This window comes from Catellatospora sichuanensis (genome assembly GCF_007483665.1).
In the GTDB taxonomy this organism is placed as follows: Bacteria; Actinomycetota; Actinomycetes; order Mycobacteriales; family Micromonosporaceae; genus Catellatospora; species Catellatospora sichuanensis.
In genome coordinates this window covers 210,440-234,845 of record NZ_ML660189.1, presented here as the reverse complement: position 1 = coordinate 234,845, position 24,406 = coordinate 210,440, and the positions used below count along the sequence as shown (strand labels likewise).

General features: G+C 71.3%; 22 protein-coding genes and 1 pseudogene. 7 read left to right on the top strand and 16 right to left on the bottom strand.

All coding sequences use genetic code 11. The annotated features are described in order from the left end of the window. Nucleotides 1–28: 28 nt before the first annotated feature. On the bottom strand, nt 29–1,033 hold the full coding sequence (locus tag FLL47_RS11390) for an ADP-ribosylglycohydrolase family protein (protein ID WP_144120441.1): 1,005 nt from the start codon (nt 1,031–1,033) through the stop codon (nt 29–31). 69 nt (nt 1,034–1,102) lie between these two features. Then, nucleotides 1,103–1,801, bottom strand: coding sequence for an SDR family oxidoreductase (locus tag FLL47_RS11385; RefSeq protein WP_144120440.1), 699 nt, complete (start codon nt 1,799–1,801; stop codon nt 1,103–1,105). A gap of 110 nt (nt 1,802–1,911) precedes the next feature. Here FLL47_RS11385 and FLL47_RS11380 point away from each other — a divergent pair, with 110 nt between their 5' ends. Continuing rightward, nucleotides 1,912–2,586, top strand: coding sequence for a winged helix-turn-helix transcriptional regulator (locus FLL47_RS11380; RefSeq protein ID WP_144120439.1), 675 nt, complete (start codon nt 1,912–1,914; stop codon nt 2,584–2,586). Between the two features lie 18 nt (nt 2,587–2,604). Here the strand turns inward: FLL47_RS11380 and FLL47_RS11375 are convergent, their stop codons facing one another. The 5 genes from FLL47_RS11375 to FLL47_RS11355 form a co-directional block, all read right to left on the bottom strand. Continuing rightward, nucleotides 2,605–3,645: a methionine synthase gene (locus tag FLL47_RS11375; RefSeq protein WP_144120438.1), complete on the bottom strand. Its 1,041-nt coding sequence runs from the start codon at nt 3,643–3,645 to the stop codon at nt 2,605–2,607. Between the two features lie 172 nt (nt 3,646–3,817). Then, on the bottom strand, nt 3,818–4,897 hold the full coding sequence (mnmA, locus tag FLL47_RS11370; RefSeq protein ID WP_144120540.1) for a tRNA 2-thiouridine(34) synthase MnmA: 1,080 nt from the start codon (nt 4,895–4,897) through the stop codon (nt 3,818–3,820). A 115-nt stretch (nt 4,898–5,012) separates the two neighbouring features. Beyond that, nucleotides 5,013–6,176 (bottom strand): cysteine desulfurase family protein, encoded by a 1,164-nt coding sequence (locus FLL47_RS11365; RefSeq protein WP_144120437.1) that lies wholly within the window; start codon nt 6,174–6,176, stop codon nt 5,013–5,015. A gap of 103 nt (nt 6,177–6,279) precedes the next feature. Further along, nucleotides 6,280–7,236, bottom strand: a complete 957-nt coding sequence (locus tag FLL47_RS11360; protein WP_144120436.1) for an electron transfer flavoprotein subunit alpha/FixB family protein — start codon at nt 7,234–7,236, stop codon at nt 6,280–6,282. Nucleotides 7,237–7,250: 14 nt separating this feature from the next. Beyond that, nucleotides 7,251–8,030, bottom strand: a complete 780-nt coding sequence (locus FLL47_RS11355) for an electron transfer flavoprotein subunit beta/FixA family protein (RefSeq protein ID WP_144120435.1) — start codon at nt 8,028–8,030, stop codon at nt 7,251–7,253. A gap of 249 nt (nt 8,031–8,279) precedes the next feature. Here FLL47_RS11355 and FLL47_RS42835 point away from each other — a divergent pair, with 249 nt between their 5' ends. Next, nucleotides 8,280–8,456, top strand: coding sequence for a hypothetical protein (locus tag FLL47_RS42835; RefSeq protein WP_186315667.1), 177 nt, complete (start codon nt 8,280–8,282; stop codon nt 8,454–8,456). 116 nt (nt 8,457–8,572) lie between these two features. On the opposite strand, the gene FLL47_RS42830 is transcribed toward FLL47_RS42835, so the two are convergent. Then, nucleotides 8,573–9,379, bottom strand: a complete 807-nt coding sequence (locus FLL47_RS42830; RefSeq protein ID WP_186315666.1) for a GNAT family N-acetyltransferase — start codon at nt 9,377–9,379, stop codon at nt 8,573–8,575. A gap of 18 nt (nt 9,380–9,397) precedes the next feature. Between FLL47_RS42830 and FLL47_RS42825 the strand changes: the two genes are divergently transcribed. Genes FLL47_RS42825 through FLL47_RS11335 form a run of 3 tightly spaced genes read left to right on the top strand, consistent with a single transcriptional unit; the run spans nt 9,398 to nt 10,546 of the window. Then, a complete protein-coding gene (locus FLL47_RS42825; RefSeq protein ID WP_186315665.1) occupies nt 9,398–9,790 on the top strand; it encodes a YidH family protein in 393 nt (130 codons plus the stop codon). 28 nt (nt 9,791–9,818) lie between these two features. Continuing rightward, nucleotides 9,819–10,127 carry a DUF202 domain-containing protein gene (locus FLL47_RS11340; protein ID WP_144120432.1) on the top strand — a complete coding sequence of 103 codons (309 nt, stop codon included), beginning with the start codon at nt 9,819–9,821 and terminating at the stop codon, nt 10,125–10,127. 17 nt (nt 10,128–10,144) lie between these two features. After that, nucleotides 10,145–10,546, top strand: coding sequence for a PLD nuclease N-terminal domain-containing protein (locus tag FLL47_RS11335; RefSeq protein WP_144120431.1), 402 nt, complete (start codon nt 10,145–10,147; stop codon nt 10,544–10,546). Here FLL47_RS11335 and FLL47_RS11330 read toward each other — a convergent pair. From FLL47_RS11330 to FLL47_RS11315, 4 genes are all read right to left on the bottom strand, one after another. Beyond that, nucleotides 10,543–11,931: a GH1 family beta-glucosidase gene (locus FLL47_RS11330; protein WP_144120430.1), complete on the bottom strand. Its 1,389-nt coding sequence runs from the start codon at nt 11,929–11,931 to the stop codon at nt 10,543–10,545. The genes FLL47_RS11335 and FLL47_RS11330 overlap by 4 nt on opposite strands. Before the next feature lie 64 nt (nt 11,932–11,995). Continuing rightward, nucleotides 11,996–13,303, bottom strand: coding sequence for a D-arabinono-1,4-lactone oxidase (locus tag FLL47_RS11325; protein ID WP_246157801.1), 1,308 nt, complete (start codon nt 13,301–13,303; stop codon nt 11,996–11,998). Continuing rightward, nucleotides 13,300–14,466, bottom strand: a complete 1,167-nt coding sequence (locus FLL47_RS11320) for an alanine racemase (protein WP_246157820.1) — start codon at nt 14,464–14,466, stop codon at nt 13,300–13,302. Before FLL47_RS11320 ends, FLL47_RS11325 begins: the two co-directional genes overlap by 4 nt. Nucleotides 14,467–14,540: 74 nt before the next feature. Further along, nucleotides 14,541–15,830, bottom strand: coding sequence for an MFS transporter (locus FLL47_RS11315; RefSeq protein ID WP_144120428.1), 1,290 nt, complete (start codon nt 15,828–15,830; stop codon nt 14,541–14,543). 248 nt (nt 15,831–16,078) lie between these two features. On the opposite strand from FLL47_RS11315, the gene FLL47_RS11310 reads away from it, so the two are divergent. Then, nucleotides 16,079–18,139 (top strand): hypothetical protein, encoded by a 2,061-nt coding sequence (locus tag FLL47_RS11310; RefSeq protein ID WP_144120427.1) that lies wholly within the window; start codon nt 16,079–16,081, stop codon nt 18,137–18,139. A 129-nt stretch (nt 18,140–18,268) separates the two neighbouring features. On the opposite strand, the gene FLL47_RS11305 is transcribed toward FLL47_RS11310, so the two are convergent. From FLL47_RS11305 to FLL47_RS11295, 3 genes are all read right to left on the bottom strand, one after another. Next, complete coding sequence (locus tag FLL47_RS11305; RefSeq protein WP_186315664.1) at nt 18,269–20,386, bottom strand: DUF11 domain-containing protein; 2,118 nt, start codon at nt 20,384–20,386, stop codon at nt 18,269–18,271. Between the two features lie 271 nt (nt 20,387–20,657). After that, nucleotides 20,658–22,289: an acetolactate synthase gene (locus FLL47_RS11300; protein ID WP_144120425.1), complete on the bottom strand. Its 1,632-nt coding sequence runs from the start codon at nt 22,287–22,289 to the stop codon at nt 20,658–20,660. A 160-nt stretch (nt 22,290–22,449) separates the two neighbouring features. After that, nucleotides 22,450–23,223, bottom strand: coding sequence for an enoyl-CoA hydratase/isomerase family protein (locus tag FLL47_RS11295; RefSeq protein WP_144120424.1), 774 nt, complete (start codon nt 23,221–23,223; stop codon nt 22,450–22,452). Between the two features lie 80 nt (nt 23,224–23,303). On the opposite strand from FLL47_RS11295, the pseudogene FLL47_RS43605 reads away from it, so the two are divergent. Then, nucleotides 23,304–23,705, top strand: a pseudogene (locus FLL47_RS43605) (DUF6232 family protein); the annotation flags it as partial. Between the two features lie 129 nt (nt 23,706–23,834). Here FLL47_RS43605 and FLL47_RS11285 read toward each other — a convergent pair. Further along, nucleotides 23,835–24,212, bottom strand: a complete 378-nt coding sequence (locus FLL47_RS11285) for a YccF domain-containing protein (RefSeq protein WP_144120423.1) — start codon at nt 24,210–24,212, stop codon at nt 23,835–23,837. Between the last annotated feature and the right edge of the window lie 194 nt (nt 24,213–24,406).

The window sequence follows — 24,406 nt, the reverse complement described above, 5'->3', positions numbered from 1 at the left end:
GCGCCGCCGCACGCGGTGCCGCCGGAGGTCAGTCCCAGGCCGTGCCGAGCGTGGCGAGCTGGTCGGTGTACTCGATGCGCTCGGCCCAATCGGCCGGCCAGGCCGCCATTCCCGCCGCGGCGCCGTGGAACGCGCCCGCCAGGCAGGCGATCGAGTCGGAGTCGCCGTTGGTGGCCGCCGCCCGGCCGAGCGCGGCCACCGGGTCGTCGACGTGGCGCAGCGCCGCCAGCAGCGCCGTCGCCAGCGCCTGCTCCGCGATCCAGCCCTCCCCGGTCTCCTGGCAGACGTCACCGCCGGAATCCGGCCGGGCCAGTGCCACGAGCAGCTGGTCCAGCGCATCGCCGCACTCGTCCCAACCGCGCGCGATGAATTCCTCAGGCGTCAGCACACCCGGCCGCTGCCACAGGTCGCCGAGCCAGTCCTCGCGGTAGACGGTGCGCTGTTCGGCGCAGCGGTCCCGCAGCGCTCCGGGCACGTCCGGCAGGGCCAGACCGTCGCGAAGCAGGCGCACCGCCAGCGCGGTCAGCTCGGCCGCGGCCAGCCCGGTCGGGTGCCCGTGGGTCAGCCCCGCCTGCAGCTGCGCCACCCCGGCCAGGGCGTCCAGGTCGTACTCCGCGATCAGGCCCACCGGGGTGACCCGCATGTTCGCGCCGCAGCCCTTCGACCCGGCCACGGTCGCCTCCTGCCAGCGCAGCCCCTGCGACAGGTTCGCGCAGGCGTTCAGACAGGTCATGCCGGGAGCGCGGTTGTTGTACGGGCTCTGCGCCCAGGCCAGGAACCGCTCGCGCAGCAGCGGTTCGAGCACGGCCGGGACCGGCTCGGCCGCGTCGCGCAGCGCCCAGGCCACCGCGAGCGCCATCTGCGTGTCGTCCGTGACGAGCGCGGGCTCGGGCAGCTCCCGCGGCCCACCCGGCCCGTAGTCCGCCGTGATCTCGGTGTACTTGCGGAACTCGGTCGGCTTGCCCAGCGCGTCGCCGTACGCCAACCCGAAGAGCGACCCGCTGGCCGCGTCCATCACCGTCACCTGCGGCATACTGCCACCCCGACGCCACCCGAGGGGCGGCCGGGCGGCCGCCGGAACGGCCACCCGGGCCCTCGGACGTCAGGCGACGGCCGGGTACAGGTTGCGCAGGTCGCCGGAGAGGCCGGCCTTGACCTGGCGGCTGACGTCGTCGGCGAGCACTTCGGGCAGCCCTTCCTCGACCCCGTCCAGGACCTGTGCCACCACGTGCCCGGGCGCGACCTTCGGGCCGTCGACGTGGGCGGCCATGTCGGTGTCGATGTAGCCGATGTGCACTCCGGTGACCAGGGTGCCCTGGTCGTGCAGCTTCAGGCGCAGCGCGTTGGTGGCCGCCCAGGCGGCGGACTTCGACGCCGAGTAGCCCGCGGTGGTGGGCAGCGAGAACCAGGACAGTGCGGAGAGCACGTTGACGATGGCACCGCCCCCGTTGGCGGCCAGGATCGGCGCGAACTCGCGGGACACCCGGACCGTGCCGAAGTAGTTGGTCTCCATCTCGCGGTGCAGCGCTTCGTCACCGTCCAGGATGCCCGCCCCGGTCGTGATACCGGCATTGTTGATCAGTAGCTGCACGTCGCCGGCCTGCTTCGCGGCGGCCGCCACCGAAGCGGAGTCGGTGATGTCGAGCTGGAGCGGGACGACCCGCGGATCGGTGATCGACGCGGCGACGCGCGCGGTGGCGTACACCTTCGATGCGCCGCGGGCCAGCAGCTCCTCGGCGAAAGCCTTGCCGAGGCCGCGGTTGGCACCCGTCACGAGTGCCACAGAACCATTGATCTTCATCTTCGCCTCCTGGTGGGACTTGCTTCACCGGCGACACTATACGAAAAATATAGTTGCGACCTGAGATACGAATCATATAGCTGCTGCCATGTGAAAGGTATGCTCAAACCATGCCCAAGCGGATGTACGGCCAGGTGTGCCCGATCGCGCGCTCGCTGGACGTGCTCGGTGAGAGGTGGACCCTTCTCATCGTGCGCGAGCTGCTGCTCGGGCCGAGACGGTTCAAGGAACTCCTGACGCTGCTGCCCGCGATGGGGACCAACCGCCTGGCCGAGCGGCTCCAGTTGCTGGAACGCAGCGGGGTCGTGGTCCGGCGCGCCCTGCCGGCGGCCGCGGACGTGCGCGCCTACGAGCTGACCGCGTACGGCGAGCGGCTGCGCCCGCTGCTGATCGAACTCGCCACCTGGGGCGCCGAGCTGCCGGTCGACGACGAGATCGATCCCGGCACCGCCCGGGCCGAGCTGATCGCGCTCTACCTCGCCGAGCGCTGCCCGCCGGAAGCCGGGCGCGGGCTACGCGAGACCTATCAGTTCCAGGTGGGCGAGGAAGTCTTCCACGTGAGCGCCGACGACGGCGGCGTACGCGCCCGGTCCGGCCCGGCACCGGCACCCGCCGACCTCGTGGTGACCTGCGACCTGGCCACCTTCGACGCGCTGACCCGTGGCCGCACCCCCGCCACCGACGCCGTCACCACGACAGGCGACCCCGCCCTGCTCGACCACGCCTTCCACATCCTGCGCCACCGCACACCGGCCGACGCGGCTGCCGCACCGCGCACTCGATAGGTGCGGCGATACGCGAGGTCACTGCTCGATGAGGCGGCGGCCGGCTTCGCGGCACGCCTTCAAAACCGCCTGGGCGTACGCGGGCGACGCGCCCGCCAGGCCGCACGACGGCGTCATCACCACCCGCTGCGCCAGCAGCTCGTCGGCGAACCCGAGGTCCCGCCACAGCCGCTTGACCCGCTCGGCCAGCACCGCGCCGTCGGGCTGCCGGCCGTTCGCCGGGGGCGTCGTGCGCGCTACGCCCGCGAACAGGCCCAGCCCGGCGTCGATCATCTCGCCGATCGCGTCGAGCTTCTCCGCGCCGGTGCCGACCAGCTCCAGGTCCAGCGCGAGCCCGGCCGCCCCGGCCTCGCGCAGCAGTGCCATGGGCGCGTCGGGCGCGCAGCAGTGCACGATCACCGGCACGCCTGCCGCGTCGATCACCGAGATGAGCGTGTCCCGGACGGTCGACGGGGCCACCGAGCGGTACGTGTGCAGGGTGCTGGCGGTGCGCACCCGTCCGGCCAGCACCGCGGGCAGCGACGGCTCGTCCAGCTGGAGCAGCACCTTCGCGCCGGGCACCCGGCGCTGCACGTCGGCGACGTGCGTCTTGAGCCCTTCGGCGAGCGAGGCCGCCAGGTCACGGGAGGCGCCGTGGTCGGAGACGAGCGCCTCGCCGAGGGCCAGCTCGATGTTGGCGGCCAGCGTCCACGGTCCGGCCGACTGCACCTTCAGCGTCCCGGTGAAGCCGTCGGCCTGCTCGGTGAGCTGGTCGAGGTCGCGCTCGCGCAGGTCGTACGCCTGGCGGAGCTCCCGGCCCGCACTCGCGGCGACCCGCCACCGGCCTGCGTAGATCTCCACCGGCAGCTCGACCAGCAGCCCGGCACTGCGGCCGATCATGTCCGCGCCGGGCCCGCGCCCCGGCAATTCCGGCAGGTACGGCAGGTCGGGCAGCTCGCCGAGGGTGAACCTGATCGCCTCGGCGATGTCGGTGCCCGGCAACGAGCCGATGCCCGTCGCCGACCCCGCGGGCCACAGCGGCTCGGCGGGGGTGGTGCTGTTCTCGTCCGGCGTGCTCATGGTGAGGCCTCGTTCTGCTCGCGGGGACAACCCGGTGCGGCCGCTCCGCGGCGCGGAGACGGCGGGGTGGGCGGCACGCACGTCGCCCGGACGTGGTGATCCACACCTGTGGAGAGGGCTCGACGGACACCGTGCCGGCGGGTCGAGAGGACGCGGTGGTGACCGCGTGCGGTCATGACGCGGTGGTGATGGTGGCGCTGCCGAGCACGATGTCGCCCGCCGGGTCCGGCCGGTAGGCGACGACGGCCTGGCCTGCGGCGATGCCGCGCTCGGGGCGGCGCAGGCGCGCGCTCATCGCGGATCCGTCCAGCTCGACGACGGCGGGCGCGGGGCGGCCGTGCGCCCGCAGCTGCACCTCGCACTCGATCGGGCCGACCGGCGGCTCGCCCGCGATCCAGACCGTGCGGGTGCCGTCGACCTGCGAGACCTCCAGCGCCTCCGCCGGGCCGACGGTGACCGTGTTGGTGACCGGCGTGATCGACAGCACGTAGCGGGGGCGGCCGTCCGGCGCGGGCCGGCCCAGCGCCAGCCCCTTGCGCTGGCCCACCGTGTACGCGAACGCCCCGTCGTGCTTGCCCAGCACCTCGCCGGTGCCGGCGTCGACGATGTCGCCCGGCTCGCTGCCCAGGTGCTTGCGCAGGAAGCCCTGGGTGTCGCCGTCGGCGATGAAGCAGATGTCGTGCGAGTCGGGCTTGTCGGCGACGGCCAGGCCGCGGGCATGCGCCTCGGCGCGCACCTGCTCCTTGGTCGAGTCGCCCAGCGGGAACATCGAGTGGCCGAGCTGCTCGGAGTTGAGCACCGCCAGCACGTACGACTGGTCCTTGGCGAGGTCCACGCTGCGGCGCAGCAGCCCGTCCGCGCCGAGCCGGGCGTGGTGGCCGGTGACCACCGCGTCGAAGCCCAGGGCCAGCGCCCGGTCCAGCACCGCCGCGAACTTGATCTTCTCGTTGCAGCGCAGGCACGGGTTCGGGGTGCGCCCCGCCGCGTACTCGGCGACGAAGTCCTCGACCACGTCCTCGTGGAAGCGCTCGGCCATGTCCCACACGTAGAACGGGATCCCGAGCACGTCCGCCGACCGCCGCGCGTCGTGCGCGTCCTCCTTGGTGCAGCACCCCCGCGCCCCGGTCCGATGCGTCGCCGCATTCTTCGACAGCGCCAGATGCACCCCGGTGACGTCGTGCCCGGCCGCCACGGCCCGGGCAGCCGCCACCGCCGAATCCACTCCACCAGACATAGCCGCCAGCACTCGCACGCCCGACAGCCTACCCGCCTGCCCACCCCACTCGTTGATCATGAACTTATGGCACAGGTCGACAGCGTGTCATCGCCACAAGTTCATGATCAACGCGAAGAGGCCCTGGCGGGGGTCAGCGGGACATGCCGGCGCGGCGGGCGCGGTCGACGGCGGGGGGCAGGGCCGTGATGAGGGCGTCGAGGTCGGCGCGGGTGCTGGTGTGGCCGAGGGTGAAGCGGAGGGAGGTGCGGGCCGCCAGGGGGTCGGCGCCCATCTCCAGGAGGACGTGCGAGGGCTGGGCCACGCCGGCGGAGCAGGCCGAGCCGGTGGAGACGGCGATGTCCTGGGCGTCGAGCAGCAGCAGGAGGGCGTCGCCCTCGCAGCCGGGGAAGCCGAAGTGCGCGTTGCCGGGCAGCCGTGCGCCGGGCCGGTCGGTCGGCGCGCCGTTGAGGACCGCGTCGGGGACCACGGCCCGCACCCGCTCGATCAGCTCGTCGCGCAGCGCGGCGAGCCGCTGCGCGTGCTGCTCCTGGTGCTTGACGGCGTGCTCGACGGCCACCGCGAAGGAGACGATCCCGGGCACGTCCAGCGTGCCGGAGCGCACGTCACGTTCCTGACCGCCGCCGTGCAGCAGCGGGGTGCAGGCCACGTCGCGGCCCAGCACCAGCGCGCCGACACCGAGCGGGCCGCCCAGCTTGTGCCCGGTGACGGTGAGCGCGGCGACACCGCTGGCGGCGTAGTCCACCGGCACCTGGCCGACGGCCTGGACGGCGTCGGTGTGCAGGGGCACCCCACGCGCCGCGGCCAGCGCGGCCAGCTCGGCGATCGGCTGGACCGTGCCGACCTCGTTGTTCGCCCACATGACGCTGACCAGCGCGACCGTGTCGTCCAGCGCCTCGGCCAGCACCTCCGGCCGCACCCGGCCCTCGTGGTCCACCGGCAGCGAGACCACCTCGGCGCCCTCGTGCTCGCCCAGCCAGTGCACCGCGTCCAGCACCGCATGGTGCTCGACGGCACCGGCCAGGACCTTCGTCCGCCCCTCCGGGCGGCGGGCCCAGTAGACGCCCTTGATCGCGAGGTTGTCGCTCTCGGTGCCGCCGCCGGTGAAGATCACTTCGGACGGACGTGCGCCCAGCACCGCGGCGATGCGCTCGCGCGACTCCTCCACCCGGCGGCGGGCAGCGCGACCCGCGCCGTGCAACGACGAGGCGTTGCCGACCTCACGGGCGGTCGCGACGTAGGCGTCCAGCGCCTCGGGCAGCATCGGCGTGGTCGCCGCATGATCAAGGTAGGCCATCTCGCCGCCAAGCCTAGCCGCAAGGGGGCTCCCCCGCGTTCCAGGTGTACGCGAGTGAGGGCCCGGCAGGGGGTTCCCGCCGGGCCCTCACGAAGGCGTACGCCTAACGACGCTTGCGAATCTCCTCCGCGGCCTGCGGCACGACCTGGAACAGGTCACCCACCACACCGAAGTCGGCCAGCTCGAAGATCGGCGCCTCGGTGTCCTTGTTCACCGCGACGATGGTCTTCGAGGTCTGCATGCCGGCCCGGTGCTGGATCGCGCCCGAGATGCCCAGCGCGACGTAGAGCTGCGGCGACACCGTCTTGCCGGTCTGCCCCACCTGGAAGGCGTGCGGGTAGAAGCCGGAGTCGGTGGCCGCGCGCGACGCGCCGACCGCCGCACCGAGCAGGTCGGCGAGCTCCTCGACGACCCGGAAGTTCTCCGCCGAGCCGACGCCGCGGCCGCCGGAGACGACGATCGACGCCTCGGTCAGCTCCGGGCGGGCGCCCTTGGCCTCGGCGACGCGCTTGGTGACCACGGCCAGCTTGTCGGTGTCGGCGAGCGCGACCTCGACCTGCTCCACCGACGGCGTGGCCGCGGCGGGGCTGGGCGTGAGCGAGTTCGGCCGGACGGTGACCAGCGGCAGGCCCTTGGTGACCTTGGACTTCACGATGGTGGAACCCGCGAAGGCGACCTGGGTGGCGGTGCCGTCGGCGGCCAGCTCGACCACGTCGGTGAGCACGCCGTTGTCCAGCTTGACCGCGAGCCGGCCCGCGATCTCCTTGCCCTCCTGGGTGGAACCGATCAGCACCGCCGCCGGGGAGACGGCCTTGACCAGCTGCGCGAGCGCGGTGGCCTTGGGGGCGACCAGGTGCTCGTCGATCTCGGTGCTCTCGGCCGCGTAGACCTTCACCGCGCCGTACTCGCCGAGCTTGTCGACGAGCGGGGCGGCCGTGCCGGGCGCGCCCAGCACCACCGCGGCGGGCTCGCCGAGCGAGCGCGCCAGGGTCAGCATCTCGAGCGTGACCTTCTTGACCGTGCCGCCGGAGGACTCGACGACTACCAGAACCTCAGCCATTGTCGGCAAGCCTCTCAGACGAACTTCTCGGACGACAGGAACTCGACCAGCGCGACGCCGCCCTCACCGGAGTCGGCGACCTTCTGGCCGGCGCTGCGCGCCGGGCGCTTGCTGTGCGACAGCACGGTGGTGGCGGCGCCCGCCCAGCCCACCTGGTCGGCCGGGACCTGCAGGTCGGCCAGCGACTTGGTGGCCACCGGCTTCTTCTTGGCGGCCATGATGCCCTTGAAGGACGGGTAGCGCGGCTCGTTGATGGTGTCCCACACGCTGACGATGGCGGGGGTGGCGGCCGTGACGACCTCGTACCCCTCCTCGGTCTGGCGCTCCACGGTCAGCTGCGAACCCTCGACGGTGAGCTTGCGCGCCCCGGTCAGCGCCGCGAAGCCGAGCCGCTCGGCCAGCATGTGCGGCATGACCTGGCCGCGGGCGTCGGTCGACTCGGCCCCGGAGATGACCAGGTCGGGGGCGAGCTCGCTGATCGCCGCGGCGAGCACCTTGCTGGTGCCGAGCGCGTCGGTGCCGGCGAGGGCGTCGTCGAGGACGTGCACGGCCGCGTCGGGGCCCATGGACAGCGCCTTGCGGATCGACTCGGTGGCCCGGTCCGGCCCCATGGTCAGCACGGTCACCTCACCGCCGTGCGCCTCCTGCAGCCGCAGCGCCTCCTCGATGGCGTACTCGTCCATCTCGTTGATGACGTTGTTGGCCGAGGCACGGTCGACGGTGTTGTCGTCCGCGCGCAGATTGCGCTCGGCGCCGGAGTCCGGCACCTGCTTGACAAGTACGACGATCTTCATCGCGCTCTGACGACCCTCCTGAGTTGAACGGACGTTCATGCCCTCGCCGCGAGCCTGTCGCCTGACACGTCGCGGGTCAAGTTCGACCGGCTGTGGACGTTGCCACTTTTGCCAGCCCGCCGCAGGTTACTGACGAGTAATTTATTGCCCTTGCTCGTCTACCCGCCAGGACGGCCGCCAATAGTGACAGAGGTCACCCCACCAGGGTGCCCATCCCGTAAAGTCACGCCTAGCAGGAGGTGTCATGACATGACCACGCAAACCGCACCCCTGCCGGGCCGCCCCACGACTGATCCAGGCTTTGACCCCGAGGCGGAACACCACCGGCAACAGGAGCCCGACGAACACCTGTGCACATGCGGCCGCCTACGCGACGACTGCGTACGCGACACGATCCGCGACCTGTGGAACCCGTCCACCCACTGACCACCCGTCGACCGCCCATTTTCCATAGACGGTGGCCTATCACATCGAAAATTCGTGGATCAGAGTCGATGTAATAGGCCACCGTCTATTCAAAAGCCGGCGCAGCCGAGCGGGGGTCACGCCGCGAGCGGCCTCCAGATGTACGGCGTCGTCGTGGTCACCGCGACCATGCCCAGCCGCTCCAGGATCGGGCGGCTGTCATCAGACGCATCCACCTGCAGGTACTTGAACCCGCGCGCCACCGCGCGGATCGCCCGGTGCGCCACCATCGCCTTGTAGATGCCGCGACCGCGCCACTGCTCCAGCGTCGACCCGCCCCACAGGCCCGCGAAGTCGGTGCCCTTCTCGTACCGGATCCAACCGGCGCAGACCACCTCGCCACCCGCCTCGGCGACCACGATGGTCAGCCCCTGCGGGTCGGCGTCCAACTCCTTGGCCAGGCCGCGCACCAGGTGACTGCGGTCCTCGTGCCAGACCGCCTCCTCCATGGCGGCGATCCGCTCCAGGTCGGCGTGTGAGGTGACCTCGCGCAGCGTCACGCCGTCCGGCAGTACCGGGGCCTGCGCCAGCGGCGCGGCCAGGCCGATGATCACCGTCTCCAGCTCGTCGGGCTTGAACCCGGCCGCGACCAGCCGATCCGGCAGGTCGGCGGGCAGGTCATGGCCGCGCAGCTTCCACTCGACCTCTTCGCCGCGGGCGGCGAAGTAGTCGCGCTGCCGCGCGATGAGCGCGTCGAGTTCGGGGCCGGTCAGGTGGGAGACGTCACGGTAGGTGACGAATCCGCCGCGGTCGAGCCCGCTCATCCGGACCACCGGGCCGTCCCATTCGACGACCATGCCGGCGGGCAGCGGGTCGGGGATCTCGGTGCGCAGTTGCTCGTCGTACGCCCTCAGCAGGACGTCGGCATCAAGTTCAGAAGTCATCGCCTTGATACTAGGAAGGTGCTGGCTAGAGTGCGCAACTGGTTTGATCCGCGCGAAGTTCACGAAACAGGGCAGACTCCCGACTACCGCTTCTCGCTGGCGAACGAGCGCACCTTCCTCGCGTGGATTCGCACCGGCCTGGCCATGATCGGCGGCGGGCTGGTGGTGGCCCAGTTCCTGCCGCCGATGGCCGTGCCGCACATGACGAAGATCCTCGGGGTGGCGCTGATCCTGCTCGGCGTGGGCTGCGCGCTGCGCGCCGTCGACCACTGGATCCGTTGCGAGATCGCCATGCGCAACAGCCGGCCGCTGCCGCCGTCGCGGTTCCCCGCAGTGCTCGCGATCGTGGTCGCGCTGGGGTCACTGGCCCTGCTGGCCGAGGTCTTCGTCGACTGGTTCCGCAGCCGGTGAGCGGCCCGGCCGACCACGGCGCGCGGCCGTGAACACCACCCCCGACCCCGGCGCGCAGGCCGAACGCACCCGGCTGGCCTGGCGGCGCACCGTGCTGTCGGGTACGGCCTGCGCGCTGCTGCTTTTCCGGCTGGCTTTCGAGCGCGGGCTCGACGACGTCGGCGCGCTGGCGCTCGCGCTGGCCCTGCTGTGCTGGCTGGCATTGCTGCTGGTCGCGCAGCGGCGGATCCGGGCGATGGATCGGCAGGATCCGGTCGCGGTGGCTCGCACGATAGCCGCGGTCACCTTCTCCTGCGTCCTGACGGGTCTGTTGGGGGTACTGCTCATCCTCTGGTGAGGTCTACGCTCTACGCCGTGGGACGCCTGTGGTTGTTCATCTTCCTCGCCGAGCTCGTGCTGACCGTGGCTGCGCTGATCAGCTGCCTGTCCGCGGAGGAGCACCGGCTGAACGCGCTGCCGCGCTGGGGCTGGGTTCTGATCATCCTGCTGTTCTCGCCGATCGGGGCCATCGCCTGGTTCGTGGTCGGCCGCGAGAGGACGCCCGACCCGAAGGTGTGGCGGCAGGGCAGCGGCTTCCCGGAGCAGCAGCGTCCAGGTCGGGGGCTCGCCCCCGACGACGACCCGGAGTTCCTGCGCAAGCTCGCCAAGGAGCAGCGGGAGACCCAGGCCGCCGACCGCGAGCTGCTGAGCAAGTGGGAGATGGACCTGCGCCGCCGCGAAGAGGAGCTGCGCAAGCAGGACAAGTCCGACGACTAGGTGCGGTCGCGCAGTCGTCGCGCGAGCCAGTGGAAGGACTCCTTGGGCGTACGCCGCTGCGTCGGGTAGTCGACGTGCACCAGCCCGAATCGCTGGCTGTAGCCGGCCGCCCACTCGAAGTTGTCGAGCAGGCTCCACACGAAGTAGCCGCGCAGGTCGAGCCCGTCGGCACGCTTGCACAGCGCCACCGCGAGGTGCTCGCGCAGGTAGTCAACGCGCTGCGGGTCGGGCACCGAGCCGTCGGGGGCAACCTCGTCGGGGAAGCTGGCGCCGCCCTCGGTGATGTACACCGGCGGCAGCCGGTCGCCGTAGCGTCCGGACAGTTCGTCGAGGGTGTCGCCGAGCCCGGACGGGCTGACCGGCCAGCCGAAACCGGTCCGGGGCACACCCTCGATCTCCGCGAAGGCGAACGGCAGCTCGCCGACCCGGGCGAAGTCGCCCTCGGGCGTGTGGTCGGTGGCCGCATCGGGGTCCGCCATGCCGACGCGGCTCGGGTAGTAGTAGTTGACGCCGTAGAAGTCCAGCGGCGACGAGATCACCGCGAGGTCCTCGGCGGGCACCGCGCCGAACGCGTCGAACAGTTCCGTGAACGGCTCCGGGGCCTGCGGATACCGGCCGAGCAGCACCGGGTCCTCGAAGACCCGGTTGGCGATGAGGTCGTACAGGGCCGCGGCGAGCTGGTCCTCGGGCCGGTCCGAGGCGGGCATCACGGGCGTGTGCACGTTGGTGATGCCGATCTGCCCCGTCACCCCGGCGGCGCGCAGCGCCTGCACTGCGAGGCCGTGGCCGAGCAACTGGTGGTGTGCCGCGGGCAGCGCGTCGAACAGCAGCGTGTGGCCCGGCGCGTGCGCGCCGGTGGCGTAGCCGGCCAGGGTCACCGAGTGCGGCTCGTTGATAGTGATCCACTTGCCGACCCGGTCGCCGAGACGTGCCCCCATCAGGGCGGCATACTCACCAAAGCGCGCGGCGGTGTCACGGGACAGCCAGCCGCCCGCGTCCTCCAGGGCCTGCGGGGTGTCCCAGTGGAACAGGGTGGCCACCGGCTCGATGCCGCGGGCCAGCATCGCGTCGACGAGGCGGTCGTAGAACGCCACACCGTCCGGGTCGGCCGGTCCGGTGCCGTCGGGCTGGATGCGCGGCCACGCGATGGAGAAGCGGTACGCGTCGGCGCCGAGTTCGCGTACCAGATCCAGGTCCTGCTCGTAGCGGTGGTAGTGGTCGCACGCGACCGCACCGGTGTCGCCGCCGAGCACCCGGCCGGGCTCGGCGCAGAAGGTGTCCCAAACCGACACCCCGCGCCCGCCCTCGGCAACCGCGCCCTCGATCTGGTACGCCGCCGTGGCCACGCCCAGCGTGAAGTCCCTGGGGATCACCGGATCCAGCACGCCGTCTCCTCGCTGCGCTCGTCGTCGGCGTCGATCGGCGACATGGTTCGCTCGCTGCGCTCGCTCACGCGCCCAGCACCCGGTCCAGGTAGTCGTTGGCGAAGACGCGCTCGGGGTCGAGCTTGTCGCGCACCGCGAGGAAGTCGCCGAACCGGGGGTACGTCGGCGCGAGCGTGGCCGCGTCCTGGTAGTGCATCTTGCCCCAGTGCGGCCGACCGCCGTGCGCCCGGAAGATCTGCTCGGCGAGGCGGAAGTAGGTGTGCGGGTCCTCCTTGAAGAACCGGTGGATCGCCACGTACCCGGTCTCGCGCCCGTGCGCGGTCGACAGCCAGATGTCGTCCGGCGCGGCGACGCGGACCTCGACCGGGAACGAGATGCGCCAGCCGTTCTGCGTGATCAGGCGGTCCAGCGCGCGCAGCACGTCGGGCACCTCTTCGCGCGGCAGGGCGTACTCCATCTCCCGGAAGCGCACCTCGCGCTTGGTGGTGAAGACCGACGTGGACACGTCGGTGAACTCCCGGTTGTTGGTGAGCCGCTGGGCCAGCCGGTTGATCGGCGGGGTCAGCGCAGGCGCGGCCTTGCCCAGGTTGCAGACCCAGTTGAAGACGGTGTTGGACATGAAGTCGTCGTCCATCCACCGTTGGAAGCCGCCCAGCGGCTTGCGCGGGGCGTCCATCGGCAGCCGGGTGTTCGTCTTGGTCAGCGCGGTCTGCGTGTGCGGGAACCAGTAGAACTCGAAGTGGTCCGCGCCCAGCGCCCGCTGCTCCCACTGCGCCAGCACCTCGGCCAGCGGCTCCGGCTTCTCGATCGCCTGCAGCTGGAACGCGGGCACGCACTGCACGGTGATGTCGAGCAGCACCCCGAGCGCGCCCAGGCCCAGCCGGGCCGCGTCGAGCAGCTCCGGGTTGGCGTTCTCGGAGATCTCCAGGATCCCGCCGTCGGCGGTGGCCAGGGTCAGCGCGACGATCTGCGTGGCCAGGCCGCCGAACGCGTGCCCGGTGCCGTGCGTGCCGGTCGAGGTCGCGCCCGCGATGGTCTGCGCGTCGATGTCGCCCATGTTCTGCAGCGCCAGGCCGTACGGCTGGAGCAGCTCGGGCAGGCGGTAGAGGTGGGTGCCCGCGGCGAGCTTCACCCGGTGGCGCTGCTCGTCGACGGCCAGCACGCCCTGCAGGTTACGCAGGTCGAGCTGCACGCCCGGGGCGACCGCGATGCCAGTGAAGCTGTGGCCCGCGCCGATCGGCTTGACCCGCAGCCCGTCGGCGCGCGCGGCGGCGATCGCCTGCACCACCTCGTCGGGACTGCCGGGATACGCCACCCGTGCCGGGGTCACGCTCTCGATCCGGCTCCAGTTCCGCCACACGGTGCTGCTCACAGGAATGCCTTTCCTTCACCACGGTACGTGGGCAGAGCCCCGACAACCGTGTCTGCGTCGATCAGGTGAAGCTCGTTGACGTGCTCGGACAGCTCGCCCGCCTTGGTGTGCCGCAGCCAGACGCGGTCGCCCAGGCGCAGCCGGGTCGCGGGCTCCCCCAGTACCGGAGTCTGCACCTCGCCGGCCATCTCGCGGGGCACCATCTTCAGCCCGGCCGGCCACACGATCTGCGGGAGCCGGTCCACGCCGGGCGGGCCGGACGCGATCCAGCCGCCGCCGAGCAGGGTGACCCGGTCCGGGGCGGGGCGGCGTACCACCGGGAGCGCGAACGCGGCGGCGGGCGCCGGGCTGAAGTGGGCGTAGTTGTCGAACAGGTGCGGGCCGAACAGCCCCGACCCGGCGGCCACCTCGGTCACCGAGCCGTCCGCGCCGGTGACCTCCAGGCTGCCGGTGCCGCCGCCGTTGACGAACTCCAGCGGGGCCAGCTCCGACACGGCCGCGACGGCCGCCGCGCGGCGCTCCAGCAGCTCGGCCATCGAGGAACGCTGCAACGCGCGCACCATGGCGCCGCGCAGCGGGCTGCCCTTCGGGGCGTTGCCCAGTCCGGCGATCTGGGCTTCGTACCCCATCATGCCGACCAGCCGGAAGCCGCGCCGGGCGACTATCGCCTCGGCCAGGGTGCGGGCCTGCTCGGCCCGGTGCACCGGCGAGCGCCACACCCCGATGTGCCCGAGCAGCCGCGACTTGAACGACGAGTCCAGCTCGATGGCGACCCGGATGTCCGCCCGCGCGGTCGGCGCGACGACGGAGTCGACGAGGTCCAGGTGGTCCACAGAGTCGATCATGATCGTGACCCGGCGGGACAGCTCGGGCGAGGCGGCAAGCCGCGCGATCGCCTCCCGGTCGGCGCTGGGGTAACCGACGACCACGTCGTCGATCGTCTCGGCCAGCCACAGCGCCTCGGCCAGGGTGTACGCCAGCACGCCGTGGTAGCCGGGCAGCGCGAGCACCGCGTCGAGCACGCCTCGGCAGCGCACCGACTTGCTGGCGATGCGGATCGGCACGCCGTTCGCGCGGCGGGCCAGGTCGTGCGCGTTGTACGACAGCGCGGCCAGGTTCACCGCGCCGAACACCGGATCCAGCGCCGCGGTCGCCGTGTTCATCGCCGACCAGTACGCGTCGGCGTCCTCCCACGGCCGGGCCGTGGTCGGCGGCGACACCTGCAGCGCCAGAGTCATCAGCGCACTCCCTTCACCGGCAGCACGGCGAGCGCGCCAAGCACGGAGATCACACCGGACGCCACGTACAACGGGCCGAAGCCGCCCAACTGCGCGACGACGAACGCGCCGAGCAGCGGGGCCATCGCCTGCGGCACCGCGGTGGCGATGTTCATGATGCCGAGGTCCTTGCCGCGCGCCGCCGGGTCCGGCAGCACCTGGGTGGCCAGCGCCTGGTCCACCGACAGGAAGCAGCCGTAGCCAAGGCCCAGCAGGCCCGCGCCGATGGTGGCCACAGTCAGGTTCGGGAAGAACGCCAGCAGCACGGCGGCGACGCCCTGCAACCCCGACGAGACGAGAACGAAGACCTTGCGCCGGCCGATGCGGTCGGACAGCCGGCCGAGGAACAGCGCGGCCAGCACCACGAAGAACATGTAGATCAGCGTGAGGACGAGCAGCGCGTCCTCGGCCTTCTCCACCTTGACGTGGTACATCAGGAAGTAGAGCAGCAGGGTGGTGCCCAGCGCGTTGCCGACGTTGACCAGGATGCGGCTGAGCAGCGTCCAGCCGAAGTCGGGGTAACGCCGCGGGCTGATCCAGAAACCGGCGGCCAGGTCGCGGAAGCTGAACGGCGGCCGGGCCGTGCGCGGCAGCACCTGGTCGGGCACGCCGAGCACGAACGGCAGCACCAGCAGCACGAGCAGCGCGGCCATCAGGGAGTAGCCGATCAGGTGGCTCAGTGCCAGCGCGGTGACCAGCACGATGCCGAGGATGGTGCCGATCGCCTGCGGGGCGGAGATCCAGCCGGAGACGTACCCACGCTGGCCCACCGGGACCTGGTCGGAGATGGTGGCGGTGAGCGCCGCGGTGAGCACGCAGAAGCCGATCAGGGTCAGCGTCCACCACACGCCGATGCCGACGATGTCGTGCTGCAGGCCGAGCACCACCAGCGAGGCGGCGAACAGCAGCGCGCCGAAGACGATCCACGGACGGCGGCGGCCGAACCGGGACACCGTGCGGTCCGAGAGTGCGCCGGTCAGCGGGTACGCGATCAGCGCGAACGCGCCCGCGATGCCGGACACCACGCCGAAGGCGACCACGTTGTCGACCCAGTCAGTGGCCTTGAGCTGCGCCTCGACCTGTTGCGGCAGCAGCAGCTGCACCGGGGTCAGCTGGGCCATCCAGATGCCCAGCCAGGCCAGCGCGAACAGGCTGATCCAGCGGCCGGTGACCGGCCGTTCCGGCTCGGCGAACGGAGCGGGCGGGGGCGTTGCGGGGTCAGCCGTGGTGAGCGTGGCCGGTTCGGTCATGGGGGGTCCCTCGGGCCAGGTGTGATTCCCGTCGCGCGGAGTTTAGAGAACTTTTCATGTTCACACCAGGCTCGCCACCCGGACAGCTGAACACGCCCCCGCACTGTCCGGATGATCGTCCGATTTGCCAGGCAAACGGGGGAATCATGGTCACGCATTCACCCGGTTGCCTGCCAAATCGAATGACCTTGGGGCGCCGCGGCGCGGGGTCTGGTGCGAATGTGAAACATTCTCTAGGCTCCGCCGCCATGAAGGCATACACACGTCTGCTCGGCATCGTCGCCGTGGCGGCGATCGCGATACTCGGTCCGGCCACCGCGGCCTCGGCGCACGAGGAGCGGCCCACCCGCGAGCTGGACGGCACCGGCAGCGTCCCGGTCTACCGCACCACCGGGCCCACCCTGCTGGTCTGCAAGACCGACCCGGCCGACTTCGCCACCCGCATCGCCGCCTTCCCGGCCGAGCTCAAGGCCGCGAACGAGCAGCTGTGGACGCAGTGCCAGCAGGACGGCTACCGCCACATCCAGCAGGCCGTGGACGCCGCCCACCTGCCCGGCACCAACATCAAGATCCTGCCGGGGGTGTACCTGGAGGAACCGAGCATCGCCCCGGCCAGCCCCCAGTGCGCGGCCATGGAGAACGGCGCGGTGCGCGGCCGGATCTACGGCTACCCGGTGCTCACCTGGGACCAGCAGCTCGCCTGCCCGCACCTGGCCAACCTCGTGGCCATCCTCGGCAAGAAGAACCTCCAGCTGGAGGGCACCGGCGCGAACCCGGCCGACGTCCTAATCGACGCGCAGTACAAGAAGCTCAACGCGATCCGGGCCGACAACGCCGACGGCGTGTACTTCCGCAACATGTCCGCGCAGCGGGCGCAGTTCAACGCCTTCTACATCATGGAGACCGACGGCTTCGTGGTCGACCGGACCATGGGCCGCTGGAACGACGAGTACGCCTTCCTCACCTTCGCCGTCGACCACGGCCTCTACACCGACTGCGAGGGCTACGGCAACGGCGACTCCGCCTTCTACCCCGGCGCGGCCTCGAACATCAACAAGGACCGGGGCCACGACGTGCCCCGCTACGCCGTCGAGATCCAGCGCTGCTACGGCCACCACAACACGCTGGGCTACTCCGGCACCGCCGGCGACTCGGTCTGGGTGCACGACAGCGTCTTCACCGAGAACACCGCAGGCATCGCCACCGACAGCGCCTTCCCCGACCACCCGGGCATGCCGCAGAACCACTCGAAGTTCGAGAACAACGTCATCGCGAACAACAACACCGACTACTACCGCCACATCGTCGACGGCACCTGCAAGAAGCCCTTCGCCGAGCGCGGCTACGAGCAGGGCGTGGTCTGCCCGGCGGTCGGCCTGCCGGTCGGCGCGGGCGTGGTCAACCCGGGCGGCAACTACAACATCTGGCGCGGCAACCACATCTACGGCAACCGGTACTCCGGGTTCGTGACCAGCTTCGTGCCCGGCTTCGTGCGCAACGACACCGAGTTCGCGCAGCAGTTCGACACCTCGCACCACAACCGCTACCTCGACAACGTCATGGGCGTCAGCGAGCAGGGCGAGGCCAAGCCCAACGGGCTGAACTTCTGGTGGGACGGGCAGGGCGTCGGCAGCTGCTGGACGGACATGTCCGGCACGAACATCCGCACCGTGCCCGCGTGCGGCGACGACGACCTGCCCGCCATCGGCTCGCACCGCTACCTCGGCGAACCCGCCGGAACCCTGAAGATGTACGCCTGCGCCGGCTACGACGGCGGCCGGCAGCACCTGCCCTCGGACTGCGACTGGTACGGCGAGTACGCGGCCGCGGGCCTGGAGCGCATCGAGGTGAAGTGGGCGTTCGGCGGCGCGGTCCTGCTCGGGCTGCTCGCGATCGGCCTGTACTACCGCCGCCTGCGTGCCTCGAAGCGCGCCCTGCTCGGCCTGCTGCTGGTGGTGGGCGGCCTGACCGTCGGCGTCTTCGGCACCATCGAGACGGGCAGCGTGCTGCACCCGATCGGCCTCGCTCTGTACGGCGCGGGCTTCACCCTGCTCGGCCTGGCCCTGCGCGGCACGCATGCGCGCAAGTTGGGCACGACCACGCTGATCGTGGCCGTCTTCGCGCTGCTCGGCGCGATCGACCACGGGCTCATCATGATCCCGTACCTGCCGGTCTCCCCCGCCCTGCTGCGCGTCCTGACCGAGTTCGTCTGGATCCCGTGGGCCCTCGGCGCGGTCCTGGTCGCCGGGCGTGCCCCCGAGGCCGCACCCGCCGCGGCTGCGCCCGAGCCGGAGCCCGCGACCGCCTGACCGGCGGCTGTCTGAGTGGCATCTCGGCGCTTACCCGGCTGCGAACTTGTGGACAGCGCCGCGGCGCAAAACGATGCGGGGTGAACCGGTAGCGGGCTACCGGTTCACCCCGCGGTCATGCCGTCAGCCTTACTTCTTCACGGTGAGCTTGATCGTGTTCGTGTTGTTGCCGAGCACGGGGTCCGGCGTCGAGCTCTTCACCGTCGCCGTGTTCTCGATCTTGCAGTCGTCCTTGAATTTCACCCGGATCTCGAACGCGACCGTCACGCCGGCCGGCAGAGTCGCCGCGGTGCAGGTCACCGTGTGGTCCTCCTTCGCATAGGAGCACTGCGGCGAGACGTACTCGACCTCGACCTCCTTCGCCTTCAGCGGCAGCTTGTCCACCACCACGATGTTCTGCGCATCCGACGGGCCGCCCGCGCCGCAGTTCGGCTGCGGTGTCGACACCGTGTCGGTCTCGCAGCCCTTGTCGTTGTGCACGGTCAGGATGAAGGTCGCCGTCCGCTTCTCCTTCGAGGTCACCGCTCCCGTCTTGTCGATCCACAGGTCCGCCGACGTCGTCACCTGCGTCGTCTCCGTGGCGGTGTCGTTGCCCGGAGTCGGATCGGTCGTGGCCGAGGAGATCTTCACCGTGTTCGTGAGCGTGGTTCCCGTGGCGACCGACGGTGCCACCAGCACTGTCAGGTAGACCTTCTTCGTCTGGCCGGGCTGGAGCACACCCAGCGCGCAGACCACCTGGTTCGGCTGCACGAGCGTACATACCGTGGCGTCGTTGCCGTCGACACCGCTCACGTAGGTGGTGCCCGCCGGCAGGGTGTCGGTCAGGACGGTCACCTGCGCATCCGACGGCCCGGCGTTCGCGGCGGTCAGGGTGTAGGTCAGCTTGTTGCCCGCGATCACCGAAGCCGGCGAGTCCGCCTTCGTCACCGACAGGTCTGCCGACGCGCTGACGTCGGTGGGGACGCTGTCACTGACGTCGTTGTTGTCCTTGTCGGCGGTCGCGCTGGACACCACCGCTTCGTTGAACAGGCGCGTGCCCGGCACCACGTCCGGCGCCACCAGACCGACGACGGTGACCGTCGCGGTCGCGCCCTTGGGCAGATTGCCCAGGCCGCACACCAGGTCCCGGGCGGTCGGCTGGCCGTTGGTGCAGGTCCCCGACGCGGACGTCGCCGAAACGAAGCTCACCCCGGCGGGCAGCGTGTCGCGCACGGTCACGTCGTTCGCGGTGGACGGACCGCCGTTGGTCACCTTGATCTCGTACTTCAATTGCGTGCCTGCCACGATCGTGGCCGGACCGGACTTGTCCAGGCTCAGGTCGGCCAATCCGACGAAGTCGAGCCGGCCGGTCGCCTGGTTGTTGGAGGTGTCCCGGTCCTTGGTCGTGCTCTGCACCGTGGCCACGTCGTTGATCTGGGAGACGTCATCGGCGGACACGGTGACCCGGACGATCTTCCGGCCGCCGGCCGGGATCGTGCTCAGGTCACACTCGACCACGAGCCTGGTGACCGGGCCCGAGCTCGTCGGCTGGCAGGTGTCGGGATCGAGCAACCGTACGCCCACCAGCTGGAACGGCGCCGCCGAGGTGAGCACGTCCGTCAGCTCCACCCCCACCGCGTCGGACGGGCCGACGTTGTCGACGTAGATGTCGCAGAAGCCCTGGGTGCCTGCCGGGGCGGGCGCGTCGGGCTTGCACACCTTGGTCACGGTGAGATCGGCCAGCCGCTTGACCACGGTGATCGTGGTCGCCGTGTTGTCTCCCTGAACCGGGTCCCGCAGGTCGGGCGCCGTCACCGTGGCCACGTTGGTGAGCGACCTCGGCTGGAAGTCGGCCGGAAGGCCGATCTGGATCACCAGCGGGACGGTCTGCCCCGGCAGCAGGTCACCCACCGGGCATACGAGAACGCTTGCGCCGGTGCACTGCGTTGGCGAGGACAGCAGTTGCACGCCCACCGGCAGCGTGTCGGTCACCGTCACACCGGTTACCGTCACACCGGTTCCCGTTGCCGGGGCCACGTTGGTGACGAAGATCGTGTAGGTCAGCTCCTGCCCGGCGTACACGGGATCCGGTTTGGCCTCCTTGGTGATGCGCAGGTCGGCCGCCACCAGGGCCGAGGCGCGGGTGGCGGTGCCGGCAGCTTGACCGGGTGTGGTCCTGGCCGGTGAGGTCGCCTCGAGTCGGCCCGACGGGCCGGCGGCCGCCGACGCCGAACCCGGCGTGGCGCCTATCGCGAGCGCGCTGGTCATGGCCAGCACTGCACCCGCGGAAAGAAGATGTTTACGCGACAACGGTGTCCCCTGTCTGGTTGATACGGGGTCGGAACCCCAATGCATCAACGCACGACAGATACGGAAAGTGATTAATCAGCTACGCAAAGTTGACAATCGCCGCCATCCCGAGGCCCTGCCCGACGAGCCGAGCATCTTCGGCACCGGCGAACGCGGGGCGCTCTCGGCCTGATCGCCAAGAAGGGCGCCTTCTGCCGCGGATCGCGACAGAAGGCGCCCTTCCTTTCCGTCAGGCGAGATTGGCGGAGCGGGGGTAGGCGTCGTCGGGGTCGGTGATGACGTTGACGAGGTAGGGGACGCCTGCGGAGAAGGCGCGGCCGAGGGCGGCGGGGAGGTCGGCGGCCTTGGCGACGGTTTCGCCGCCGCCGCCGAGGGCCTTGACGACCTCGTCGTAGCGCAGGCCGGGCTGCAGGTCGGCGGCCACGTCGTAGCCGTACATGGCGCGCATGGGGTGCTTCTCCAGCCCCCAGATGCCGTTGTTGCCGACGACCATGACGACCGGCAGCTTCTGCCGCACCAGGGACTCGACGTCCATCAGCGAGAACCCGGCCGCGCCGTCGCCCATCAGCACGCAGATCTGGCGGTCGGGGTAGGTGACCCTGGCCCCCATGGCGTAGCCCATGCCGGTGCCGAGGCAGCCGTACGGGCCCGGGTCGAGCCAGCTGCCGGGCACCGAGGGCTCCAGGTAGCGCCCGGCGTACGAGACGAAGTCGCCGCCGTCGCCGATGGTCACCGCGTCCGGGGCCAGCACCTTGCGCAGCTCGCCGTACACCCGGGCCGGCTTGATCAGCTCGGTGTCGGCCTGCATCTCCAGCTCGTGCTTGGCGGCCTGGGCCTGCTCGGCGGCGCGCAGCGTGGCCACCCAGTCGCCGTGGTCCACCCGGTCCCCCGCGTACGCGGCCAGCCCGGTGAGGATCGTACGCAGGTCGCCCGCGGGCGAGACGGCGACGGAGACGTGCTCGGCTCGCTGGCTCGGGGCGTCGACGACGTGCACGACCTGGGCCGCTCCGAAGTCACCGAAGCCCAGCCGGAAGTCCAGCGGGGTGCCCACCACGATCACCACGTCCGCCCCGTCGAGGGCCTTGCGGCGGGACTTGGCGAAGGCGAGCGGGTGGCTCGGCGGCAGCGTGCCGCGGCCCATGCCGTTGGCGAAGACCGGCACGGTCAGCGCCTCGGCAGCGGCGCGCAGCGCCTCGGTCGCGTCCCCGCCGTACACGTCCGAGCCCGCGATGATCACCGGGCGCTGCGCTCCGGCGATGAGGCGGGCGGCCTTCTCGACCAGGTCCGGGTCCGGCTCCAGCACGTCGACCCGGGGCGCGACCGCCTTGCCGTCACCGGTGCTGAAGACGACCTCCAGCGGCAGGTCCAGGAAGGACGGCCCGCGGTGCGGGGCGAGCGCGTGCTCCAGCGCGGTGGTCACGGCCGACGCGATGTCGTCGGTGGACGTGACGGTGGCGGCGTGCTTGGTCACCGGCGCGACGATCGGCAGGTGGTCGATCTCCTGCAGCGACCCGGAGCCCCAGCGGAACTGCGGGGCCCGTCCGCCGAGCACCAGCACCGGGGCGGCGTTGAAGAAGGCACTGGTCAGGCCGGAGACACCGTTGGTGACACCGGGACCGGCGGTGAGCACCGCGACGCCGGGGCGGCGCTGCAGCTTCGCGACCGCCTCGGCGGCGAACACGGCGGTCTGCTCGTGCCGCACGTCGTAGAGCGGGAAGCCCTCCTGATGGGCCGCGTCGTACAGCGGGAAGACGTGCCCCCCGGAGAGGGTGAACATCTCGCGTACGCCCGCGGCCCGCAGCGCGGCCAGCGCGAGCTGTCCACCGTGGCCGGAAACAGCGATGTCAGAGGTCTCAGCCATGACCGTGTCCCTTCGTGTGTCGGGAGCCTATCCAGCACGCGAGAAAATATGAAGAGGACTCACAAACTCGCCGGGCGGCGGTTCCCGGCGCGCCACGCGTGACCCGGCCGCGCGCCGGTGTGGGACAGGTGCCGGGCACGAAGCCCCGGTCGCGGCAGCCTCAGCGGCCGATGAACTTCGGCTGGCGGCGCTCCACGAACGCGGTCATGCCCTCGCGCCGGTCCTCGGTGGCGAACAGCGCCGCGAACAGCTGTGACTCCCAGGCCAGCCCAGCCGCGAGGTCGCGGTCCAGGCCGCCGTCGATGGCCATCTTGGCCGCCTTCAGCGCCTGCGCCGGGCCGTTCACGAAACTCGCGACCAAGGCCTTGGCCTGGTCGTAGACCATGTCCGCGGCGCACACCCGGTCGGCGAGCCCGATGGCCAGCGCCTCCTCGGCGTCGACCATACGGCCGGAGAAGATGATGTCCTTGGCCTTGGCCGGGCCGATCAGGCGCGCCAGCCGCTGGGTGCCGCCCGCGCCGGGGATGATGCCCAGCTTGATCTCGGGCTGGCCGAGCTTGGCGTCCTCGGCCACGACCCGCCAGTCACAAGCGAGAGCCAGCTCGCAGCCGCCGCCGAGGGCGTAGCCGGTGATCGCCGCGACGACCGGCTTGGGAATGCGCGCCACGGCGTCGAAGGCGCTGCTCAGCGCACCGGCGCGGGCCGACATGTCCACGTACGACATGTCGGCCATCTCCTTGATGTCGGCACCGGCCGCGAAGACCTTCGGCCCGCCGTAGACGACGACCGCGGCGATGCGGCTGTCCGCCGTCACCGCCTGCGCGGCGGCCCGCAGTTCCTCCTGGACCTGGACGTTGAGCGCGTTCATCGGCGGGCGTTCCAACCGGATGGTGCCGATGCCTGCGTCGACTTCCACGTTCACGAACTCGCCCACCGCTGCCTCCTCATCGAGTGCCGATAGGACGAGCTTAGGCGGTTTGCGTGCATCGCCTACGGTGAGGGCCGGAGGCTGCGATGATCGTCTATTACCGCGATCCCGCGGTGGAAGTCACCTCGACCGCGATCCACATCCACGACCGCGTCTTCCGGCTCGAGGATCTGGAGTACGTCTGGCACCGCGAGATCACCGCAGATCCGCGGTCCATGCGCCGGCTGGCCGGGCGCGGCGCCCTCAACGCGGGCCTCGTGGTCGGCGCGGTGCTGGCCCTGCTCGGGCTCATCTACCTGGTCGCCACCACCGTCGGCGACCCTGGGGCGGCAGGTCGGGTGCTGGTGCCGCTGGCGATCGTGGTGCTGCTGGTCGGCCTGGCCGGCCCCGCGCTGGAATGGACGCTGCACCGCCTCGACCACAGCTACGACCAGGGCATCGGAATGCACGAGATCTGGGCGGTATGGCGCGGCCGCGAGCTGCTCCTGCTGCGCGTGGCCGACGAGGCGCGCTTCGGCCGCATCTACCGCTCCATCCAGCGCGCCCTCCACCCGCACGGGTGGCGCGGCAGGGTCGGCCGGTCCCGGATCCGGGACGGGCCGACCGCGGCACGACGGTCAGGGTCGCTCGACGATCTCCCGGCCGAGCGGCCACAGCGCGGCCGGCACCAGCTTGAAGTTGGCGATGCCGAACGGGATGCCGATCAGCGTGATGCACAGCGCGATGCCGGTGACGATGTGCACCAGCGCCAGCCACCAGCCCGCCACGATCAGCCAGACGACGTTGGCCAGCGTGGACGCCAGCCCGGCGCTGGGCTTCTCCACGATGGTGTATCCGAACGGCCAAAGCGCGTACCGGGCGATCCGGAACGAGGCCACGCCGAACGGGATCGTCACGATCAGGATGAAGCAGATGATGCCGGCCAGGCCGTAGGCGATGGCCAGCAGGAAGCCGCTGCCGAAGATGAACCACAGGATGTTCAGGAGCGTGCGCATACCTACGATCGTGACCGGTCGTGGCAAGGCCGGTGCCCGTTCCGCCCAGCTGTCCGGCGCCATGGCGCGGCTGCTGCGCGCCGACGGGGTGCGTCCCGCCGGTATCCGGCTGGCAGGTGTCGCGGGGGGGGGGGGGGGGGGGGGGGCGCCCCCCCCCCCCCCCCCGGGGGGGGGGGGGGGGGGGGGGGCGGTGG

What these genes read in the sequence shown, in the direction of transcription:
- FLL47_RS11390 (WP_144120441.1), bottom strand. Translation starts at nt 1,033, where the DNA reads ATGCCGCAGGTGACGGTGATGGACGCGGCCAGCGGGTCGCTCTTCGGG.
- FLL47_RS11385 (WP_144120440.1), bottom strand. Translation starts at nt 1,801, where the DNA reads ATGAAGATCAATGGTTCTGTGGCACTCGTGACGGGTGCCAACCGCGGC.
- FLL47_RS11380 (WP_144120439.1), top strand. Translation starts at nt 1,912, where the DNA reads ATGCCCAAGCGGATGTACGGCCAGGTGTGCCCGATCGCGCGCTCGCTG.
- FLL47_RS11375 (WP_144120438.1), bottom strand. Translation starts at nt 3,645, where the DNA reads ATGAGCACGCCGGACGAGAACAGCACCACCCCCGCCGAGCCGCTGTGG.
- FLL47_RS11365 (WP_144120437.1), bottom strand. Translation starts at nt 6,176, where the DNA reads ATGGCCTACCTTGATCATGCGGCGACCACGCCGATGCTGCCCGAGGCG.
- FLL47_RS11360 (WP_144120436.1), bottom strand. Translation starts at nt 7,236, where the DNA reads ATGGCTGAGGTTCTGGTAGTCGTCGAGTCCTCCGGCGGCACGGTCAAG.
- FLL47_RS11355 (WP_144120435.1), bottom strand. Translation starts at nt 8,030, where the DNA reads ATGAAGATCGTCGTACTTGTCAAGCAGGTGCCGGACTCCGGCGCCGAG.
- FLL47_RS42835 (WP_186315667.1), top strand. Translation starts at nt 8,280, where the DNA reads ATGACCACGCAAACCGCACCCCTGCCGGGCCGCCCCACGACTGATCCA.
- FLL47_RS42830 (WP_186315666.1), bottom strand. Translation starts at nt 9,379, where the DNA reads ATGACTTCTGAACTTGATGCCGACGTCCTGCTGAGGGCGTACGACGAG.
- FLL47_RS11320 (WP_246157820.1), bottom strand. Translation starts at nt 14,466, where the DNA reads ATGAACACGGCGACCGCGGCGCTGGATCCGGTGTTCGGCGCGGTGAAC.
- FLL47_RS11315 (WP_144120428.1), bottom strand. Translation starts at nt 15,830, where the DNA reads ATGACCGAACCGGCCACGCTCACCACGGCTGACCCCGCAACGCCCCCG.
- FLL47_RS11310 (WP_144120427.1), top strand. Translation starts at nt 16,079, where the DNA reads ATGAAGGCATACACACGTCTGCTCGGCATCGTCGCCGTGGCGGCGATC.
- FLL47_RS11305 (WP_186315664.1), bottom strand. Translation starts at nt 20,386, where the DNA reads ATGACCAGCGCGCTCGCGATAGGCGCCACGCCGGGTTCGGCGTCGGCG.
- FLL47_RS11300 (WP_144120425.1), bottom strand. Translation starts at nt 22,289, where the DNA reads ATGGCTGAGACCTCTGACATCGCTGTTTCCGGCCACGGTGGACAGCTC.
- FLL47_RS11285 (WP_144120423.1), bottom strand. Translation starts at nt 24,212, where the DNA reads ATGCGCACGCTCCTGAACATCCTGTGGTTCATCTTCGGCAGCGGCTTC.